Annotated in this window: 17 protein-coding genes; 9 read left to right on the forward strand and 8 right to left on the reverse strand. The window is 65.3% G+C overall.

Annotated features, from left to right (window positions below; genetic code table 11):
• Window positions 1–28 precede the first annotated feature (28 nt).
• The 6 genes from C936_RS0102330 (at window position 29) to C936_RS0102355 (ending at window position 7,156) form a co-directional block, all read left to right on the forward strand.
• A complete protein-coding gene (locus tag C936_RS0102330) occupies window positions 29–772 on the forward strand; it encodes a cysteine hydrolase family protein (protein ID WP_012981444.1) in 744 nt (247 codons plus the stop codon).
• Window positions 769–2,235 carry a sodium:solute symporter family protein gene (locus tag C936_RS0102335; RefSeq protein ID WP_018139777.1) on the forward strand — a complete coding sequence of 489 codons (1,467 nt, stop codon included), beginning with the start codon at window positions 769–771 and terminating at the stop codon, window positions 2,233–2,235. Before C936_RS0102330 ends, C936_RS0102335 begins: the two co-directional genes overlap by 4 nt.
• Window positions 2,232–2,354, forward strand: a complete 123-nt coding sequence (locus C936_RS15165) for a hypothetical protein (RefSeq protein WP_012981446.1) — start codon at window positions 2,232–2,234, stop codon at window positions 2,352–2,354. Before C936_RS0102335 ends, C936_RS15165 begins: the two co-directional genes overlap by 4 nt.
• Window positions 2,342–3,424: an aspartate carbamoyltransferase gene (locus C936_RS0102345; RefSeq protein WP_012981447.1), complete on the forward strand. Its 1,083-nt coding sequence runs from the start codon at window positions 2,342–2,344 to the stop codon at window positions 3,422–3,424. Before C936_RS15165 ends, C936_RS0102345 begins: the two co-directional genes overlap by 13 nt.
• A gap of 89 nt (window positions 3,425–3,513) precedes the next feature.
• The gene (gene asnB / locus C936_RS0102350; protein WP_018139778.1) at window positions 3,514–5,532 is read left to right on the forward strand and encodes an asparagine synthase (glutamine-hydrolyzing); all 2,019 of its coding nucleotides are present in this window, start codon (window positions 3,514–3,516) and stop codon (window positions 5,530–5,532) included.
• Between the two features lie 388 nt (window positions 5,533–5,920).
• Window positions 5,921–7,156, forward strand: a complete 1,236-nt coding sequence (locus C936_RS0102355) for a YncE family protein (protein ID WP_018649140.1) — start codon at window positions 5,921–5,923, stop codon at window positions 7,154–7,156.
• 104 nt (window positions 7,157–7,260) lie between these two features.
• Here C936_RS0102355 and C936_RS0102360 read toward each other — a convergent pair whose 3' ends face one another.
• Together C936_RS0102360 and C936_RS0102365 are read right to left on the reverse strand one after the other, a co-directional pair.
• The gene (locus C936_RS0102360; protein ID WP_018649141.1) at window positions 7,261–8,961 is read right to left on the reverse strand and encodes an ATP-binding protein; all 1,701 of its coding nucleotides are present in this window, start codon (window positions 8,959–8,961) and stop codon (window positions 7,261–7,263) included.
• A 107-nt stretch (window positions 8,962–9,068) separates the two neighbouring features.
• Entirely contained in the window at window positions 9,069–10,025 is a 957-nt protein-coding gene (locus C936_RS0102365) for a substrate-binding domain-containing protein (RefSeq protein WP_018649142.1), read from the reverse strand.
• Between the two features lie 161 nt (window positions 10,026–10,186).
• On the opposite strand from C936_RS0102365, the gene C936_RS0102370 reads away from it, so the two are divergent.
• From C936_RS0102370 to soxA, 3 genes are all read left to right on the forward strand, one after another.
• Window positions 10,187–11,584: a sigma-54 dependent transcriptional regulator gene (locus C936_RS0102370; protein WP_018649143.1), complete on the forward strand. Its 1,398-nt coding sequence runs from the start codon at window positions 10,187–10,189 to the stop codon at window positions 11,582–11,584.
• Between the two features lie 280 nt (window positions 11,585–11,864).
• On the forward strand, window positions 11,865–12,419 hold the full coding sequence (gene soxX, locus C936_RS0102375; RefSeq protein ID WP_018649144.1) for a sulfur oxidation c-type cytochrome SoxX: 555 nt from the start codon (window positions 11,865–11,867) through the stop codon (window positions 12,417–12,419).
• A 22-nt stretch (window positions 12,420–12,441) separates the two neighbouring features.
• Entirely contained in the window at window positions 12,442–13,347 is a 906-nt protein-coding gene (soxA, locus tag C936_RS0102380; RefSeq protein WP_018649145.1) for a sulfur oxidation c-type cytochrome SoxA, read from the forward strand.
• 229 nt (window positions 13,348–13,576) lie between these two features.
• On the opposite strand, the gene C936_RS0102385 is transcribed toward soxA, so the two are convergent.
• From C936_RS0102385 to ccsB, 6 genes are all read right to left on the reverse strand, one after another.
• On the reverse strand, window positions 13,577–14,461 hold the full coding sequence (locus C936_RS0102385) for a PfkB family carbohydrate kinase (RefSeq protein WP_018649146.1): 885 nt from the start codon (window positions 14,459–14,461) through the stop codon (window positions 13,577–13,579).
• 34 nt (window positions 14,462–14,495) lie between these two features.
• Complete coding sequence (locus C936_RS0102390) at window positions 14,496–15,797, reverse strand: GGDEF domain-containing protein (RefSeq protein WP_018139780.1); 1,302 nt, start codon at window positions 15,795–15,797, stop codon at window positions 14,496–14,498.
• 81 nt (window positions 15,798–15,878) lie between these two features.
• Window positions 15,879–16,751, reverse strand: coding sequence for an endonuclease/exonuclease/phosphatase family protein (locus C936_RS0102395; RefSeq protein ID WP_012981451.1), 873 nt, complete (start codon window positions 16,749–16,751; stop codon window positions 15,879–15,881).
• A 47-nt stretch (window positions 16,752–16,798) separates the two neighbouring features.
• A complete protein-coding gene (locus C936_RS0102400) occupies window positions 16,799–18,442 on the reverse strand; it encodes an acetolactate synthase large subunit (protein WP_012981452.1) in 1,644 nt (547 codons plus the stop codon).
• Window positions 18,443–18,483: 41 nt separating this feature from the next.
• On the reverse strand, window positions 18,484–19,116 hold the full coding sequence (locus C936_RS0102405) for a thiol:disulfide interchange protein DsbA/DsbL (protein ID WP_018139781.1): 633 nt from the start codon (window positions 19,114–19,116) through the stop codon (window positions 18,484–18,486).
• On the reverse strand, window positions 19,117–20,289 hold the full coding sequence (gene ccsB / locus C936_RS0102410) for a c-type cytochrome biogenesis protein CcsB (RefSeq protein ID WP_012981454.1): 1,173 nt from the start codon (window positions 20,287–20,289) through the stop codon (window positions 19,117–19,119).
• Between the last annotated feature and the right edge of the window lie 14 nt (window positions 20,290–20,303).

Here is a 20,303-nt window from a genome sequence, read left to right on the forward strand (position 1 = left end):
GATCACCGCGACCCAAGGACCGCCCGGCATGGCCAATAACGACAACGTCTCCCAGCTCACTGACTACGACTCCCTGGACCCGCTGCGCGAGCAGTACCAGGAGAGCCTGATCACGACCCCGGTGCTGCGTCAGGAACTGCGCGAGCACCACGTCGCCCTGCTGTGCATTGACCTGCAGTACCTGGATGCCGCGCGCGGTCATGGGGTGTTCGCCGACTCGGTGCAGTCCGGCGTGCCGCCCGAGGCGCAGGAGTACTACTTCAACCGCCTGGAGCAGACGGTGCTGCCGAACGTGCGCCGGCTGCAGGATGCATTCCGCGAGCAGGGGCTGGAGGTCATCCACACGCGTATCCGTTCGCTGACCCACGACGGGCGCGACCGCAGCCCGGGCCACAAGCGCCTGAACCTGCATGCCGCGCCCGGCTCCAAGGATGCGGAGTTCGTCGAGCAGGTCGCACCGGTGGGCGACGAGATCGTGCTGGACAAGACCGCCAGCGGCGTCTTCAATTCGACCAACCTGCACTACATCCTGCGCAACCTGAACATCTCGGCACTGTTCATCGTGGGTGTGTACTCGAACGAGTGCGTATCCACGGCCGTGCGCGATGCCTGTGACCTGGGTTTCTATGTCACGCTGATGGACGACGCCACCGCCACGGTGACCCCGGAGATGCAGAAGGCGACGATCACCACCATCAAGGATCGCTACGCCCGCGTGATGACCACCGACGAGGCGATCCGCGAGATCAAGAAGGTGAAGGAGGCCTCGTGACCGGCCTCGACGACCCGATCCTCCCGAGTTCGATCGCCTGGGGGCTGCTGATCGCATTCAGCATCCTCTGGGTGGCGCTCGGCTGGTGGCTGGGTCGTCACAACAAGACCGCCGAAGACCACATGCTGGCCGGGCGCAACGTCGGGCTGGCGCTGGCCACCGCGACCGCGATGGCCACCTGGGTGACGGCCAACACCACGATGACCGCCCCGCAGCTGGCGCTGCAGCTGGGCGTCTGGGGCATGCTCGGGTATTCGCTGGGGGCGCTGGGGCTGATCCTGTTCGCGCCGCTGGCTCGTCGTATCCGCGAGCTGATGCCGCGCGGGTTTACGTCCGGCGACTTCATCCGCCTGCGCTTCGGCACCTTCACCTGGCGCGTATTCCTGGTGGTCTCGCTGATCTACGCCTTCGGCTGGCTGGTCTCGATGGCGATGGCCGGCGGGGTGCTGATCAATGCCCTGGCCGGCATCGACTATCGCGTGGGCATGACCGTGATCCTCACGGTCTGCGTGATCTACACCCTGCTGGGCGGTCTGCGCGCGGTTATCGGTACGGACTTCATCCAGACCATCATCATCATCGCCGGCGCGGCGTTCATCGCCTGGCTGACCATCGACAAGGTCGGTTTCGAGGCGATCCACTTCAACCTGATGGAAGAGCGCCCGGAACTGCTGAGCCTGTTGTTCCCGGCCGCGATCATGTTCCTGTTCAACAACCTGCTGTTCGGGGTGGGCGAGATCTTCCACTCCAACGTCTGGTGGTCGCGCGCCTTCGCGTTCGGCCGCAACGTCGGCTTCCGCGCCTACCTGCTGGGCGGGCTGCTGTGGCTGCCGATCCCGATCGTGGCCGGCTTCATCGCCCTGGCCACGCCGGCACTGGGGATCAACGTGCCCGCCGCCGACATGGTCGGGCCGCTGGTCGCGGCCGAGGTGCTCGGACTGACCGGCGCGATCGTGGTCTTCATCGTCGTCTTCGCCGCACTGGCCTCGAGCCTCGACTCGCTGCTGGCGGCCACCTCGGACCTGGTCACCCGCGATATCTACCGCGGCCATATCCGCCCGCAGGCCAGCGAGCAGAGCCAGTTCCGCGCGACCAAGGTGATCGTGGTGCTGCTCGGTCTGCTGACCTGGCTGGCCGCGAGCTATCGCGGCTCGCTGCCGATCATCGGCTCGCTGGCCGAACTGCTGTACTTTACGGGGGCCTTCGTGGCCTCGGCGATCTGGCCGATCGTCGCCGGGCTGTACTGGCGGCGGGCGAACCCTCAGGGCGCGGCCTGGTCGATGATACTGGGGTCGGGCATTGGGCTGGCCAGCTATTTCCTGATCGGCTTCTATGTCGCGGCACTGGTGGGCGCGGCCGTCTCCCTGGCCGTGATGGTGCTGAGTACCTGGCTGGCGCCGCGGCCGTTCGACTGGGGTCGCCTGTCCCGCGACGCCGCGGCCGAGGAGGTCCGGACCGCATGATGATCTCGTCGACTGCCTTGTCCGTGATCGTTGTGGTTGCCACGCTGGTCGCCACCCTGACCCCGATCCTGCTGCTGGCCCTGTTCATTCGCGACTGGAAAAAAGGATGCCTCTGGTGAACTACACCGAAGATCCCCTGCACGTGCTCCACCCGAAAGACGGCGCCGCCGGCACCGACCGCCCGAAGGCGCTCCTTGAGGCCGTGGAGGAAGACCCGGACCCGCTCCTGAAGCTGGCGGCCGCGCATGTGGTTTCCAGTCAGCAGTTCTCGCGCGATGAACTGCTGCAGCTGTTCCGTCTGGCGGCGCAGTACGAGACCACTCCGGCGCTGATGCACCTGCCGCTGGCCGGCAAGATCCTGATCAGTGCGTTCTACGAGCCGTCCACGCGCACGCGGCTGTCCTTCGAGAGCGCCTGGCACCGGCTTGGCGGGGCGGTGATGTCGATCACCGACCCCAAGAGCACCGGCATCGCCAAGGGCGAGTCGCTGGCGGACATCGCCGAGATGTTCAACAACTACGGCGACGTGCTGGTGCTGCGCTCCTCGGATGGCGAGGCGGCGCACAACATGCTGGAGAACCTGCGCATCCCGCTGGTCAACGCGGGCAACGGGATCGACGAGCATCCGACCCAGGCGCTGGCGGACGTCTACACCCTGGCCAAGTGGCGACCGGAGCTGTTCACCGGCCCGGTGGCGCCGGAGGACCGCATCAAGGTCGGTATCATCGGGGTGCCCTCGCGCATGCGCACGGTGCGTTCGCTGCTGCGCCTGCTAAGCCTGTTCCCGGAGGCAATCGAAGAGGTCGTGATCATCTCGCGCGAGGACGAGAACTTTGACCCGGGTCAGCGCGAGGAGTTGGAAGAGGCCGGCCTGAAGCTGCGCGTGGTGCACGAACTGGACCCGCTGCTGCCGGAGCTGGACGTCGTCTACATCAACGCCATTGCCTGGGTGGGGGATACGTTCGAGTCCATGGGCGAGGGCCTGAAGCTGGATCGCAACTCCCCGCTCAAGAAGGGCGCGGTCATCCTGCACCCGCTGGCACGCGGTGACGAGCTGTCCACGGACCTCGACGACACCCCGCACAACTGGTACTTCGCCCAGGCCCGCGGGGCCGTGTTCGTGCGCATGGCGCTGCTGACCACGGTGGTCCGCCGGATCAGCGCGGTCATGGATACCCCGGAAGACTGAGCCAAAGTCGAACCTGAACCGCGAGCGGCGTGGCGCGCCGTAAACCGCGCCCCGCTCGCACCCACGGAATCGAACCAAGGAGACATGCCATGTGTGGCATCGCCGGAATCTTTCACGCCGACCCCAACCGCAAGGTGGACCCGCAGACCCTGGTCAACATGGCCGCGATCCAGTATCACCGCGGCCCCGACGGCTTCGGCTACAAGACGCTGGACGACCGCGGCGTGGGCTTCTCCCATGCCCGCCTGTCGATCATCGACCTGGACGAAAACCGCGGCCGCCAGCCGTTCTGTATGACCGACGGATCGATCATGACCGCGGTCAACGGCGAGCTGTACGACTACAAGCGCATCCGTACCGACCTGACCTCGCGCGGCGTGCAGTTCCGCACCAAGAGCGACTCCGAGATGGTCATGCACCTGTACCGGCGCGAGGGGCTGGAGGATGCGATCAAGCACTTCCGCGGCGAGTTCGCGATCTCGCTGTATGACCGCGAGCATGATCGCCTGGTGCTGATCCGCGACCGCTTCGGCATCAAGCCGCTGTATTTCACCGAGGCCAATGGCAGCTTCGTGTTCGGCTCCGAGCTGAAGGTGCTGTTCGCCAATCCCGACGTCCCGCGCCAGTTTGCCGATGACGGCCTGTACCACCAGCTGATGCAGACCATGGTCCCGGGCACCACTGCGTTCGAGGGCATCCACCAAGTGAAGCCCGGCCACATGGTCATCGTCGAACGGGCCCACGGCAAGCTGAAGGTGCGCCAGGAGAAGTACTGGGACATGGACTTCCCGCTGGCCTCCGAGCGCCCGCCGGAGGAGGATGCCGACGAGAACTACTGGATCGAGGGCGTGCGGGAACAGTTGATGGAGGCCGTCCAGCTGCGCCTGGAGGCCGACGTGCCGGTCGCCTGCTACCTCTCCGGCGGGATCGACTCCTGCATCACGCTGGGCCTGGCCTCGGCCAGCCAGCAGTCGCCGGTCAAGGCCTTCACCATCGGCTTCGACAACGACGACTACGACGAAACGGCGATTGCCCGCGAGATGGCCGAGAGCGTCGGCGCCGACCAGGACATCCTGAAGCTGAATGCGGACCACCTCTACGACAACTTCGAAGAGGCCCTGTGGCACGCCGAGCGCACCATCTACAACACGCTGGGGGTGGCCAAGCTGTTGATGAGCCGGCACGTGAACGAGGCGGGCTACAAGGTGGTGGTGACCGGCGAGGGCTCGGACGAGCTGTTCGGTGGCTACCCGGCCTTCCGCCGCGACATGTTCCTGCACGGCCTGGACACCCTGCCGGAGGCTGACCGCGCCGCCTGGCAGCAGATGCTGAACGAGTCCAACGAGCTGTTCTCCGGCGCGATGCTGGCCGAGGACGAGGTCGACGACCCCGAGTTCACGAAGATGATGGGCTTTACGCCGTCCTGTCTGCAGCCCTGGCTGGCGGCAGCCGAGCACGTGCCCGGCCTGCTGGCGCCGGAGCGCCGCGAACGCATGCAGGACTACCAGCCCGGCAAGGCGATCGCCAACGCCCTGGACGACGACATGCTGGATGGCCGGCATCCGCTGGACAAGGCCCAGTACGTCTGGATCAAGACCATGCTGGAGGGCCAGATCCTGACCTGGGGTGGCGACCGCATGGACATGGCCAACTCCATGGAGGCGCGCCCGCCGTTTCTCGACCACCACCTGGCCGAGTTCTGCGCCCACCTGCCGCCGACCCTGCGCATCAAGGGCCGCACCGAGAAGTACGTGCTGCGCGAATCGATGAAGGGCCTGCTCCCGAAGGTGCTCTACGAGCGCGAGAAGTTCGCGTTCATGGCCCCGCCGGCGCACACCGACCCGGTCAAGTGGGCAGCGATGAAGGCCCTGGCCGACCGCTACCTGTCGCCGGAGAAGGTGGCCGAGGCGGGTCTGCTGGACCCGGAAGGCGTGCGCCGCGTGTTCGAGATCCACGAGGACGAGACCACCCCGGCGGCCACCCAGGTCCAGCTGGACGCGGTGATCAACCACATGATCGGGGTGCAGGTCCTGCACGAGAAGTTCGTCGCCACTGACATCCCGGCGCTGGCTCGCCAGAAGGCCGACGAGTTCGGCTGGCGGCCGTAAGCTGACGGTTCGACCACCAGCGCGCAGCCGTCCGTGTGCAGGCCCTCTCCCTGTGAGGGCCCAGCGGAGATCGGGGCGCAACCAGTCCCGTATGGTCAGGCACCAGACCGGGCTCCCTCTTCTCAGAAGATCATGAGGCCGGGCCCGGTTCCCCGGGTTCCGCCATCGTGCTCTGGGTGTGTATCAGCGACCCTGCCCATCAGCAGCACAGGCGAGCCCGATGGGGCAATATGCCCCATCGGGATTGATTGGGGTGTGGCAAAACGCCCCTTTCCTATCAGTAACTTGTTGATTTATATTAAGTCCATCTGGTTGGTGTGGATTCTGCATCGGTCTGGACGAAGCGAAAGGCTTCGATTGTCCAAGTACCGATGGAGGTACGCATACTATGAGCAACCAATCCTGCAAACCGCTCTTTCCCGGGATGCTGGTCGGAGCCATCGCTCTGGCCATAGCGCCCTTTTCGACTGCACAGGCCGACCCCGTCTGGCCGGATGTGATGATTCACCTCCACGGGGACGGCGAGGCCAATATCGTCGACATCGAGACCGACCGTGTTGCGGCGAAGCTGGAGACCTGTCCCGGCGGCACTCTGGGCAGCACCACGCCGGATGCCAGCAAGGTCTATGTCAGCTGTGCCGGTGAAGGCGAAACCGATGTAGTGGTCATCGACCTGAACGAGCTTGAGGTCAGCGGTCGCATCGCGACCGGGAATCGTCCCAAGCATGGTCTGGTCAGTCCGGATGGCCGCATGGTTGGCGTCGACCACTGGGCGCTGAGCGATGGCAAGCTGCGCATCACCTTCCTGGATACGGAAAGTGACGAGATCAAGAAGAAGCTGGACATCGAGGTTCAGGGTGAACCCGATGGCGTGACCTCCATGCATAACGCGTGGAGTGCAGGCAGCCGCTACTTCTTCACGGTGGACCGTGTCGACAACCGGATGGTGATCGTGGACACGCAGGACTGGAGCACCGACAAGGTGGACTCGCCCAGCGCACCGCATTATCCGGTCCCGAGCCCGAACGGGGAGGAACTCTGGCTCGTTCACGAGGGCGATGACGAGCACGGGCCCGGTGTCGTGATCTTCGATCTCACCCAGGACGGTTATCCGGAGCTTACCCGGCTGTCAATGCCGCTGACAGGCGAGGAAGTCGAGGAGGCGCACCACGGCAACTTCACCCAGGACGGCAGCCTGTTCATGGTCCTGAACCGCGGCCCGGGCGGGGACGCCAGGGGGCGCGAGGTGGCGTTCTTCGACGCGGAAAGCAAGGAGCTCGTCCACCGGGTGACCACCGCGAGCAATGGCGTGGGACATTCCTACAATAGCCCCGATGGCCGTCACGTTGTTGTGACCAACTACGGCAACAATGTGATCACCGTCATTGACCTCGAGGAGATGCGCACGGTGGCGGACCTGACCATTGGGGAAGGGCGCATGGGACATGTCGCCTTCACCGAAGACGGTCGCTACGGCTATGTCTCCAACGCGGGGGACGGCAATCTTCACAAGGTCGATATGGAGACCTTTGAAGTGGTCCGCGAGATCGAGACGGGGGGTCGCTCGGGTGGCGGCCAGGTCCTGAATGTCTGGACTAACGTCTTCGAGGAGCTGCCTCGGTAGCGCCCGGCTCCCGCAGCCTGCGCAAGAATGGGGTGCCGGAAAGGCCTTTCCGGCACCCCTTCTTTTCCCGCGTCTTCGGCCGCCGAGGAATCGCTGAACGTGGCTCAGGCGTCGATCATCGGGTGTGGCCCCTGTTGCGTACCCCGTTCCTGGCGCAGAGGCAGCCGAATCCTCACCTGTCCCCCAGGCCCCGGACCCAGCTCGATATCCCCATTGTGCGCGCGGACCACCCGCAGCACGCTGGCCAGCCCCAGGCCCGTTCCACCCTGCTTCGTGGTGAAGAACGGCTCGAACACCTGCTCGCGTTCGTTACTGGCGAACCCGGGGCCGTCGTCTAGGACCTCGATCCGGCAATCGTCGGGCGTTTCTGCGATCCGCACGCGAATGGAGCCTTCCGGCGACGCCTGGGCGGCGTTGTCAATGAGGTTGTCCAGCATTTGCTCGGTCAAGACCGGATCCAGTTCCACGGTTGTCTGGGCACCAACCGCCTCGGGCTCGAGGTCAATGGGGATCTGCCAGCGTCGGGCCTGGCGCGTCACGATCCCTGCGACCAGGGCATGCAGGTCGACCTGCTGGAGCCGGGGGGTGACGGGCCGCCCGTATTCCAGCAGTTCCTGGACCGTGCGCGAGCAGCGTTCGGTGTGATGGTCAATCATGTCGACCATTTCGCGCTGTTGCTCGCTCAGCGTACCGTCGCGCTGCAGGGTCGCCGTTACACTGCTGATCACGGTCAGTGGGTTGTTGATGTCGTGCGCCACCCGGGCGGCCACTCGTCCGATCGCGGAAAGCTGCTCCTGATGCTGCATGCGGCGCTCAACGTCGCGCAGACGAGCCAGGTCCTGAGACATCTCGTTGAAGGCTTGCACCAGGCGGGAGAACTCGCCGGAGCGCCGTGGCAACGGTGCCTGATAGCCAAACTCCCCGCGGGCGATGCGCCCCAGATGCTCGACAAGTGCCCCGACCGGGCGCAGCTGGATACGCAGTACCACCACCAGCGCAAAGGCCAGCAGGACGGCAGCTATCGCCAGGGTGATCGTGAGCAGGGTCTTGACCTCGTCGAGCGCGCGCGCAACCGTATCCGGCGCCCGGACGTCCAGGGCTGCTTGCGAGGGATCCGGATCGCCGGTCAGTTCGATCCGCCGGGTATCGGACCCCACCGAAGTACCAGCGGCACGATCGATGCGTGCCGAGTGCGTTTCGCGCAGGGAGGTCACCAGTTCCTCAAGCGGGGTGGCCGTTACCAGCCAGGCGATATCCACGTTATTGTGTTCGATCGGGGCCTGGGCGACGAGCCAGAATGCGCCTTCCTCGAACACCACGGAGGCACCCGCGCCGTCGGCATGTGGAACGAAGGCCGTGGAGTCGGAGGGGCGGCTGGACGCGATCTCGCGCTTGTCGCTCGCCGCCCAGAGGGCTACGCGCTTGAGCTCGAATGCATCGGCCTGCCGGCTTACTGCTGCCGCCGGGTGATGCCGTTCACCTTCCAGATAGAGGTGATAGTAGGTGCTGTTGATCAGGTCGGCGTCTCGGGCCAACAGTCCGGTCAGGCTGGATAGGCGCCGGAGTTCTTCCTGGATGCGTCCATCGACTTGATCCGCCAGTCGGTCAAGCCGTTCCTGGTGCAGGTCATCAAACTGGCGGCTCACGACCTGATCAATGCCCAGGAACAGGGCGCTGTGGATGATCGCGGTGACCGTAATGACCCCCAGGATCACGCGGATCAGCAGCGATCGCCGGCGTGTGGGCCGGCCGCCTTTGCCGCCAGTGATCATCGACCATCGGCCGCGAATGACGCCTTCCGCCATAGTCAGTCCTCACCGCCCGGGTGCTTGCCGGGCAGGCCCTGCGTTGTCTGAATCTCGTATTGCGTCACCAGGCGGCTCGCTCACTGACGCAAGCTTGACTCATGGAGTCAGATCGGTTGCGGAAGGCGATACCCAGCCTCTTGTGCGGATACCGGAATCAGCCTGCGGGCGACGACGGACTGCCCGGCAGGGCTGTACAGGTAGTCGAAGAACGGGCGCATCACCGCTTCCTGCCACCGATCCGACACTACCGCCAGCGGCCCATACAGGGGGTAGTCGCCAGCCTGAACTGCGGCCGCGGACGGGTCCACACCATCGATTTTCAGGCTGCGGAGTTCCCCGCGCTCGACGCGATCGGCCGCGAACACCCAGCTCACCACCGCGATCGAGGACTCGAAGCGCGCCAGGGTGTCGGTCAGGTGCTCGTCGGTGTCGATACTCATGCCACGGGGGGACCACTGCTGTGCGTTATCGAACAGAACGTCACGAACCGGCTCGCGGTAGTCCGGACAGTGATCGCGGTAGAGAACCGCGATTGGGCGGTCCGGCCCGCCCACTTCCGACCAGCGTCGAATGCGGCCCCCCATGATCGCCTTCAAGTCATCCATCGATAGCCCGTCGATCCCGACTTTGGGGTGCGTTACCACGACCTTCAGGTCCCGGGCGACCAGCAAGTGGAAGAAATCGCGAGCCCTTGTCTCTTCCACCGGGCAGCAGAGCCCGCCCAGGTGGGCCGTACGGTGCTGAACCGCCCCGATGCCATCATCGCATCCGCCGCCGTAGACCACGAACGGACGACCGGTGTCGTCGCGATAGTGCTCGGCCAGTTCGCGGAACGCGCCGTAGGTCAGGAGATGGGTACCCTGGTAGACCAGCTCGCGATCCGTGCGATGATCGACAGGCTGGGGCGCGCCCTGCGAGCCGGCGCAATTGCATCCGCCCTGAGCCAGTCCGGCCTGCCAGTCGGCGGTTTCGGGACTCAGCGCGCGCGCGATGCCATGTCCCAGCAGCGGCCCGAGTACGGCTACGGCAGCCGCATTGCGGATGAACACGCGACGATTCATGCATAGACTCTTTTCAAGCTTGGACTTTTGTTCTACACCGTTTCCCAGTCGCACGTCCAACCCAACCCGGAACCCCGATGCCTGAATCCCCGCCCAATCTTTTCAAGGAATCAACGTCCGCAGCGCCCATCCATCATGGGGATACGGACAGGCCGATCCGGGTGCTGGTACTCGAGGACGAGCCCGATGTAGCCCGCATGCTGAGCTGGGCGATCAAGGACAGCGGGCGCTACGAGGTGACGCTGAACAGCGATGCGTCTGATCTCGAGGACTCGCTGGCGGAGGTGGAGCCGGATCTGGTCCTGACCGATCTCATGATGCCGGGTCGCGATGGCTTCGACGTGATCCAGACCGTCAAGGAGCGCGACCCCGACCTCCCGGTGGTCGTTATCAGTGCCTATGCCAGCCTGGAAAACGCGGTCGAAGCCGTGCGCATGGGTGCCTTCGACTTTCTCCCGAAACCGTTTCGGCCCGAGAACATCGAGCTGATGCTGGCAAAGGTGCAGCGCACCCATGACTTGCGACTGCGTGCTGACCGCGCCACCCGCTCGGCCCAGTCCTGCGACCCCTGCCTGAGTGCGTTGCGCGGTTCCAGCCCGATCATGCAGCGCTTGCGCGAATGGATCCTCAAAGTCCGCGACACCCAGGCCAATGTCGTGATTGAAGGCGAGAGCGGGACCGGCAAGGAACTCGTGGCGCAGGCGTTACATGCAGGTCGCGGGCCCTTCGTCGCGATTAATGTGGCCGCGATTCCCCAGGACCTGGCCGAGGCAGAGTTGTTTGGCTATCGACGCGGCGCATTCACCGGGGCCGACCGCGATCATCCGGGGTTGCTGGTCGAGGCCTCCGGCGGCGTACTGTTCCTCGACGAAATCAACGCCATGCCCCTGGGCCTTCAGGCCAAGCTGTTACGGACCCTCCAGAACCGCAGCGTGCGTGCGCTCGGCTGCACCGAGGATCGCCCACTGGATTTCCGGCTGGTTACCGCCACCAACCAGCCGCTGGAACAGGCGGTCGAGGAGGGCACCTTCCGGCGCGACCTGTTCCACCGGATCAATGTCCTCGGCGTGCAGCTGCCGCCACTGCGGGATCGCACGGAAGACATCCCCGAGCTGGCCGAGAGCTTCGTGCAGCGCTATGCCCGCACCCACGGACGACCGGTAGTGCGGCGCCTTGCCCCGGAGGCCATCAGCGCCCTGCTCGGCTATGAGTGGCCGGGCAATGTCCGGGAACTGGAGAACTTCATCGAACAGGCCGTGATCCTGTGCCCCGACGGGCTGACCAGCCTGCCGCTGGGCGTGTTTCCCGATGCCATTGGCGGCGGGGGCTGGCGGGCCGGCGCGGAGCCCGGTCTGCCCGACCCCGGCGATACGGGTGCAACGCTGGCCGCCGTCGAGCGCCGCTACATCGAGGCGGTGCTCCGCGAGACCGGCAACAACAAGGCCCAAGCCGCCCGGGTGCTGGGCATCGACTACAAGACCCTGCTGCGCAAGCTCGCCGCGTGGAAGGACGATCGGCGTGGCGTTTCCCCGAAGGACCCGTTCGAACCACCGCTCTGAGATTGTGCGGACCCGGGCTTTCGGGTCTGGAATCTCTTGCGTATGTGATGGGTGGGCCACCGTACGGATGGCGCCCCGCCTATGGGGCATTTTGCCCCAGGCGCCCACCATGGGCACGGGCTAAACGCCCCGAATGCCGTCCGCGCTTTCCTCTTCCGACCGCATTCTCACTGGATTTCGTTGATTGGCACGCGCCCTGCAATGGGGACGCTGGGCCGGGCGCCGCGTCCGTGCGTCATGCGGGCCCAGACGAAACCAAAAACAACAGGAGAAACCCACCATGATGAGGAGCGCGCTGTTTCTGGCCGGCAGTCTGACAATGCTGGCCGTGCCATTCGCCGTAGCCGATTCGCCAGACTCGATTGCGGGACTTCCGGGCAATGCACTGATCGATGAGGGCTTTGACGTAAAAACGGCCTGGCCCTACCCGACCGAAAACGCCGGGACCTATGAACTGCGGGAGCACGGGCGTGATCTGCGCCAGTGGCTGACCCTCAGCTATGACGATCACCGCGGTGTGCCGGAGCCGACCGAGGTCGAGTTCGAGGGCCCGGTGGACGGAGATTCGGAGCGTGGCGAGGAGATCTTCAAGACGACCGCCGAGGGCAACTGCGTAGCCTGCCATCACGTTGAAGGCGTCGCTCAGACCGGGTCGGTCGGACCGTCATTGGCGGATTACGCCGCCCGCGGCCTGCCTGACGAGTATACCTACCAGATGCTCTACGACGCGCGCGTTTTCTTCGAGGGAACGCTGATGCCGCCGTTCGGTGCCTTCAAGAACCTCACCGAACAGGAAATCCATGACGTGATGGCGTTTATGGCCACCCTCAAGTAATCCGGCATCGGAGGAACTCAGAATGAAACAAAAACAGATTGCGGTCGTTAGTGCAGCGGCGCTGACCCTCGCCCTCTCCGGGGCATGGATCGTTCAGGCTATCGCCGACGAAACCGTATACCGCGAATACCAGCCCATGCTGGACTATGGCGATGAGCCGCATGTGTCGGACGATCACACCGGGACCTACACGTACTGGAAGGACCGCGGGGCAGTTGATCCCGACATGGTCTCGTCCGAAAGCGAGCAGTGGAAGACCAACTGGAAATTCATGGATCCGCCGTTTGACCAGTCCTTCCACGGAGGGCATCTGGCCGAAGACCGTGGTGCCGACCTGTTCGCGGAACTCAACGGCAACGGCGACTTCGCAGCCTGTCTCGGAGCAGAGGACGGCGACCTCACCGGCCTGCGGGCCAACCATTACCCGCAGTTCAACGAAGAACTGGACCGGATCATGAACCTCGAGATGATGATCGAGCACTGCGCCGCCGAGCAGGGCAAGACGCTCAAGCATGGCAGCTACGACAATTCCGCGATCTCGGTTTATGTCTCGACCTACAGCAACGACATGCCCATTCGTATCGACGTCAGCGAAGGCGAGCTCAAGGAGGCCTACGAGCGAGGTCAGGAGCGCTTTCATCTACGCACCGGACGGATGAACATGGCGTGTGCAAGCTGCCATACGACAACAGCCGGTGAGCGTCTACGCGGGCAGGCGCTGACCACCCACTACGGTGATGCCTCCCACTGGCCCACCTACCGCACCAAGGATGAACTGCAATCCCTTCAGGTGCGTTTCACCGAGTGCAATCGCAATTCGGGAACGCAGCCCCTGGAGCTGGGGGCCGACGCCTACAACGACATCGAGGTCTTCCTGAACGCACTCAGCAACGGCTACGAGGTCGCCGTACCCAGCGCGCGCGACTGAACAAACCTCCTCGCAGGGAAGCCAGACCCCCTCACACGGGTCTTTATTTCGGGCCAGCCATCGTGCTGGCCCTTTTCTTTGCTGGCTGAAAGGCCATTTTATATGTGCCCGGCTACGCGAGGCGTGGGAGGGCTCAAGCCCCGTCACTTGCATTCCCGGCAACCGTCGATATGGGCTGGCGGTTCAGCCAACGGCCACCTCGAAAGAGGTTGCCAGGCCTTGTCCGCGCTCAATCCCAGCGGCTGCGGGCGTCCTGGTAAAAGCCGGGGTCGTCGCTGGTGGCGCCCTGCAGGGTGCAGACCGCCGCCGCGAACGCCAGCGCGCGTTCGAGGGTGGTCGGCCAACCCCAGTCCTGTCGCATGCCGAGCAGGACGACACTGGCAAAGGCATCGCCGGCCCCGACCGCATCGCGCAGCTCGGGTACCGGCGGGGCCGGGGCCGCAAAGCGCTCGCCGTTGACGGTACGAATGATCGCCCCGCCGGCCCCGGCGGTGACGACCAGGGCCTGACGGATGCCCGCCTGCTCGAGCAGGGCGGTCTCCGCCTCGTCGTCCGCAGCCCCGGGGACCAGGGTGGCCAGCTCGTCCTGGTTCAGCTTCACCACGTCGGCGTCCCGTATCAGGTCCAGCGTCGTGTCTCGCGTATACCAGGGGTCGCGCAGGTTCACGTCCACGAAGCGGTGCCCGGCGCGTTCGCGCAGGCGTGCCAGCAGGTCGTGATTCCCCCGGCGCAGGGCCAGTGTGCCGTGGTAGAGCAGTGGCGTGGAGGCGGGCAGCGCATCGGCCCAGGCTGCGGGTACGTCGTCGTAGGCCTGGTCCGGCACGATGGTGTAGCTGGGCTCGCCGCGGGCGAGTTCGACCCGGACTTCGCCGGTCGGGGCTTCGGGGTGCCGATACAGCCCGCGGGCGTCCATGCCGATCGCATCCATGCGGGCCTGCACCGCGGCGCCCGCTGGGTCGTTGCCTATGCCGCCGACGAAACAGACCGGCTCCCCGAGCTGATGCAGGTTCCAGGCGACATTGAACGGCGCTCCGCCCAGGACGCGCTGTCCATCGGGAAAGACATCGAACAGGACCTCGCCAAAGATCAGCTGGGGGGATGGCTCGGCAATCACAACGGCCTCCTATCAGGGAAATTCTCCCGGGGGATCAGGAAGGGTGTGGCTCGCGGTCGGCCCGCTCCACGCGATCGCGCCCGAGCTTCTTCGCCTGTAGCAGGGCGTGATCCGCGGCGTCGAAGATGGCCGCGGTGGACTGTCCGGCCGCGATCGGGCACATGCCCGCCGAAATGGTCACGCGCAGCCGCGTCTTGCCGGCCCGTACGATCAGGCGATCCACGGCCTCGCGGATCGAATCGGCACGGCGCTGGCAGGTGTCCGGGTCGGAGGTGAGGATCATCACGAATTCCTCGCCCCCGTAGCGCGCAACGAAGTCCTCGCTGCGCACGCCCTCGGCCAGGATCTCTGCGACGGCCTTCAGCACCTTGTCGCCGGCACTGTGGCCGTATTCGTCGTTGATCGCCTTGAAGCGGTCGATGTCCCAGACCAGCAGGCAGGCCGGTTGTTCCGCCCCCAGGTCCTCCCGCAGGCCATCGAGGTAGCGCTCGAAAGCCGTGCGATTGGGCAGCCCGGTCAGGCTGTCGCGGTAGGCCTCCGCCCGCGCCTGATCCAGCCGCTTGCGCAGGGCACTGACCTGCGACTCCAGCGTACGGCCCTTCGCTCGCAGCAGGCGGTTGCGCTCCAGGGCCTCGAGCAGATCGTTCTCCTGCTGATTGCGAAAAGCCGCCACATGTTCGACCACGCGATCCAGACCCCGGCTGATCTCCTGGCGCAGGGTGGCGATGTCCTCCAGGTCGTCCATGCGGCCCTTCATGGCCCGGACATTGTCCGAGATGCCATCGTGCAGGGTGGCAACCGAGGCGCGTGTACGTTCGCTGCGTTTCTCGTCTTCCGACAGGGCCGAGTCGACGTCTTCCAGGCGATGCCAGATCTCGCCCACGACGTCCGACAGCTCGTCGCGCTCGTGCATGGCGCGCTCGCACTTGTCGTGCAGTACCCGGAAGAGCTGAGAAAGCGTTCGTTCGATCTCCGAGCGGTCGCGCCGTTCGGTCGCGCGATGCAGGTCATCCAGGCCGGGGTCCAGGAAATCGAACCCGTTCAGTCCGCGGCGCACGACCTCGAGCACAGCGCTGGCCAGGTCCTCGTGGTGATCGGAGCTGCGGACCGCGTCGGCCAGCTGTGCACCCAGCCGATCCATCCAGGCAGAGTCGGGCGGGCTGGACTCCACCGCGCGGGACAGGTCCTGAACCGCGCCATCCAGTGCCGGCACGCGGGCGCTGACCACCGCCAGTGCCCTCAGGGCCACCCGCCTCAGTGCATCCTGCTGGACCTGCTCGCGCTCCAGGCGGCGCTCGAGGTCGATGATGGTCCTGCGCATCTCGCTGGCGGACATGGGGCTCCCGAAAGGGCTGTGGGGTCTGGACGTGCCGGGATCATTTAACCGCGTCCGCGACGCGGACGCCAGCGATGGGACTCAGGCGGTGTGGCGGGTTCCGTGCAGCGACTGGGCGGCTGGCAGCTCGATCTCGATACCGACCGGGAGGTGGTCGGACAGGGCCACGTTGTACACGCGCATGTCGCTGACATGCAGGTCCGGGGTCAGCAGGATGTGGTCGAACACGAGGCGCGGATCCCAGGAGGGGTAGGTGGCCGGGCAGCTGATCGGCTCCAGCAGCCCGGTACGGGCGACCAGACGCCGGATCTCCAGGCTGTCCTGCTGGCAGTTGAGATCCCCCATCACCACGGCGTGGCGTTCCGACTGGATCCGTTCGGCGACGTAGTCCAGCTGGGCCTGGCGTGCGCGCCGGCCGAGTGCCAGGTGCAGCAGAAACAGCACCAGCTCCTCGCCATTTTCCATTGCGTAACGGGCCTCGATGGCCCCGCGCCCCGGCAGCGGCCCGGGCAGGCGGTGCATCTCGACCCGTTCCGGCTCCAGCCGCGAAAACAAGGCCAGCGAGTGTTTGGCGAACTGGCCGAGATTGCGGTTGATGCGATTGTAGGTATGCGGGAAGCGGGCCTTTTCCGACAGATAGGAGGCCAGGTCCACGAAGTTCGAGCGCAGGCTGCCACCGTCCAGCTCCTGGACGCCGACGATGTCGAAGTCGGAGATGAAACGCGCCACGCGATCCAGGTTGCCGATCCGCCCCTTATAGGGAAGGACGTGCTTCCAGGAGTTGGTCAGATAGTGGTGCAGGCGCGACGAGGGGATGCCCACCTGGGCATTGAAACTCAACAGGCGCAGGCGCTGCGCGCCCTGGTCGTGCTGATAGGTCAGTCCGCGTACCTCCGGCGAGGCCGGTTGTGCGCGAACGGGTTCGGCATGCTTGCCGCTGGCCGTGGCCGTCATACTGCTTTGTTCCCCAGAGAACGGCGGAAGGTCCGCCCGGATACTACCTAGAATGGACAGACCAACTCGCCCAAACGTTCCGTCAGCTTCAGGTTTTCGCTGTAGTCGACCGGGCAGTCGATGATGGTGACACCGGGGGTGGCGAGGGCCTCGCGCAGGGCGGCCTCCAGGCTGTCGCCCGGGCCGATGCGCACACCGCTGGCGCCGAACGAGTGCGCCAGCTGGACAAAATCCGGGTTGCCGAAATCGACGAAGGCCTTGCGCCCGTACTCGCGCACCTGCTTCCACTCGATCAGGCCGTACGCATTATCGTTCCAGATCAGCACGACAAAGCTCTGGTTCAGGCGCACCGCCGTTTCCAGTTCCTGCACATTCATCAGGAAGCCGGCGTCTCCGGTGACCGCGATCACCTGGCGTTCGGGGTAGAGCGCCGCCGCCGCGATCGCTCCCGGCAGCGCGATGCCCATGCTGGCGAACCCGTTCGAGATCAGGCAGGTGTTGGGGAGCTCGCAGCGGAACATGCGCGCCATCCAGAGCTTGTGCGCCCCGACATCGGTAATCACCACGGCGTCGAGCTCGGCCGCGGTGCGAAGGTCCCAGATCAACTTCTGCGGCTTCAGCGGGAACTGGGTGTCCTCGCGATGCTCGTTCATGTCGTCGATCAGGTTCTGGCGCAGCGGGCGCAGGATGGTCTCCTCGCGCGGGTCCACGAGATCCGTGAGGCGGGCGAGGCAGGTATTTAGGTCGCCGATCACCTCGGATGAGACATTGTAGTGGCCATCGACCTCGGCCGGGGCGGAGTCGATGTGGATCAGCGTCCGGTCGCCGGTCGGGTGCCAGAGCCTGGGTGGATATTCCACCAGGTCGTAGCCGATACAGACGATGACGTCGGCCTTGTGAAAGCCGAAATTGACGAAATCCTGGCTTTGCAGGCCCACCGAGCCCAGGGCCAGCGGGTGGCGGAACGGCAACACGCCCTTGGCCATGAAGGTGTTCGCGACCGGGATATTCAGCGCGGAGGCCAGCTGCGAAAGGGCTCCGCTGGCTCCCGAGCGGATGACGCCGTTGCCCGCCAGGATCAGCGGATGCTGGGCCTCGTTGAGCAACTTCGCCGCGGCCTCCAGGGAGGCCTCGGCCGGCACCGCCTCGGGTCCGGCATGGACCGGGAGTGGCGGGTTGGGGCATGGCAGGGCGGCCACGTTTTCCGGAAGTTCAATGAAGCTGGCGCCGGGCTTGCCGCCCTCGGCCCACTTGAAGGCTTTGCGGACAACCTCCGGCAGTATCTCGGGCTCGACCACGCTGGAGCTGTACTTGGTGATCGGCTGGAACAGGCCCTTCAGGTCAAGGACCTGGTGCGACTCCTTGTGCAGCCGGTGAGTGCTGGCCTGGCCCGCGATCGCGACCAGCGGGGCGTGATCCATGTTGGCATCGGCGACACCGGTGATCAGGTTGGTCGCCCCCGGGCCAAGGGTCGCCAGGCAGACCCCGGCACGGCCGGACAGGCGACCATGGACGTCGGCCATGAAGGCCGCGCCCTGCTCGTGGCGCGTAGTGATGAACTCGATGGGGGAATCGGCCAGGGCGTCGAGAACGGCCATGTTCTCTTCGCCCGGCAGGCCGAACACGCGCTCGACCTGTTCCTGTTCCAGGCATTCGACCAGTCGCTGGGCCGTAGTGACGGTTGTGCTCACGCGTTACGCCACCCGACGCTGGACCCTGGACATGGGCGGGGTCAGCCCCGGGCCCGTTCGATCAGGAAATCGGCGACGTCGAGCATCTCCTCGTGGCTGCGCGTCATGCTGGCCGAGACCACGGCCTCGCCGTCGATGACCAGGGTGGGCACACCCTCGACGCCGTACTCCTGAACGTCCTGGCCGGCCTCGGTGACCTTGCGGCGGATCTCCTCGGAGCGCATCACCTCGCGGAACTCGTCGGCGTCGAGGCCGCGCTGGTTGATAAAGCGCAGGATGGCGCTTTCCGAGCGCAGCTCGCGACCCTGGTCATGGATGGCGTCGTAGAACGGTTGATGGACCTCGTTCAGCACTTCCAGCTTCTGTGCGGTGTAGAAGACGCGCGCATGCAGGGCCCAGACATCGTTCATCGGCGCGGGCAGATAGACGAACTCGACATCGTCATCCAGCCCCTTCTGCCACTCCTGCACATAGGGCTCGAACGAGTAGCAGTGCGGGCAGCCATACCAGAAGACCTCGACCACCTGGATCTTGCCATCCTCCAGGCCGGTGTCGACCGGCGGCTGGATGGTGCGGAAGTTCTGACCATCCCGGTATTCGCGGGCCAGGCTGGTGCCGGTTGCCAGCAGCAATCCGGCACCGCCCATGGCACCCAGGAAATCACGACGCCTCATTTACAGCTCTCCGTAGGAATGCAGCCCGGACAGGAACATATTCACGCCCAGGAAGGTGAAGGTGGTCACGAACAGACCGATGATGGCCCACCAGGCCATGACCGGGCCGCGCCAGCCCTTGGTGAAGCGCATATGCAGCCAGGACGCGTAGGTCAGCCACAGAATCAGGCTCCAGGTCTCCTTCGGATCCCAGGTCCAGTAGCCGCCCCAGGCCTCGGCCGCCCACATCGCGCCCAGTACGGTGGCGATGGTGAAGAAGGCGAAACCGATCGCGATGGCCTTGTACATCACACTGTCCAGCGCATCCTTGCTGGGCAGCCGATGGGTGATCGCGGCATCCGGCCGGGTGCGCTCGAAACGGTGCTTGATCAGGTAGGCCACACCCAGCATGGCCGCGATGGCAAAGCCGCCGTAGCCGACGAAGTTGGTCGGTACGTGGATCTTCATCCACCAGGAGTTGAGGGCCGGCACCAGCGGTTCGATCTCGTGCGCCTGGCGGTCCCACATGTACCACAGCAGGAAAGTCACCGAGGCGGCGATCACCAGCATCACGAAGGCGCCCATGGTGCGCTGACCGGTGCGCTGCTCGTAGTACAGGTACATGAGCGTGGTCATTACCGCCAGCAGGATGAATACCTCGTAGAGGTTGGACACCGGGATGTAGCCCCAGCTGGGGTCGGTCAGGTAGATCTCGCGCCAGCGCACCATCAGCGCCATCATGCCGGCGCCCGAGCCGATCCAGGCGAAAGCGGCCCCGAGGCGCGACGGGAAGTCGGATTTGCTGAACAGGCCGAGGATGTAGGTCGCGGTGGCCATGTAGAGCATCACGCTCATCCACATCACACCGGCCTGGCCGGAGCCAATGTAGTTCAGCCAGAAGTTGGTGCTGCCCCGGGCCAGATCGTCACCGTACAACCAGACCCCGAACAGCGAGAGCGCGGCGACGATGATCGAAAAGAGCTGCCAGGGGCGCCAGAACCAGCCCAACCAGGCACTCATGCCGGCGGCGAGGATCAGGCCGCCGGTGTCGTAGCGATCCATCAGGTGGCCATACTGCCAGTGAGCGATCACCGCAACGGCGAGCACCAGCGCAAAGTATGCCCAGTCGAGCGGCCGGATGCGCCGGAAGATACTGGGCCGTTCAAAATCCAGGGCCTCATGGGGTACTGACATGGATCGCTCCTCCG

The sequence above is a fragment of the Thioalkalivibrio sp. ALJ4 genome, assembly GCF_000377225.1.
In the GTDB taxonomy this organism is placed as follows: domain Bacteria; phylum Pseudomonadota; class Gammaproteobacteria; order Ectothiorhodospirales; family Ectothiorhodospiraceae; genus Thioalkalivibrio.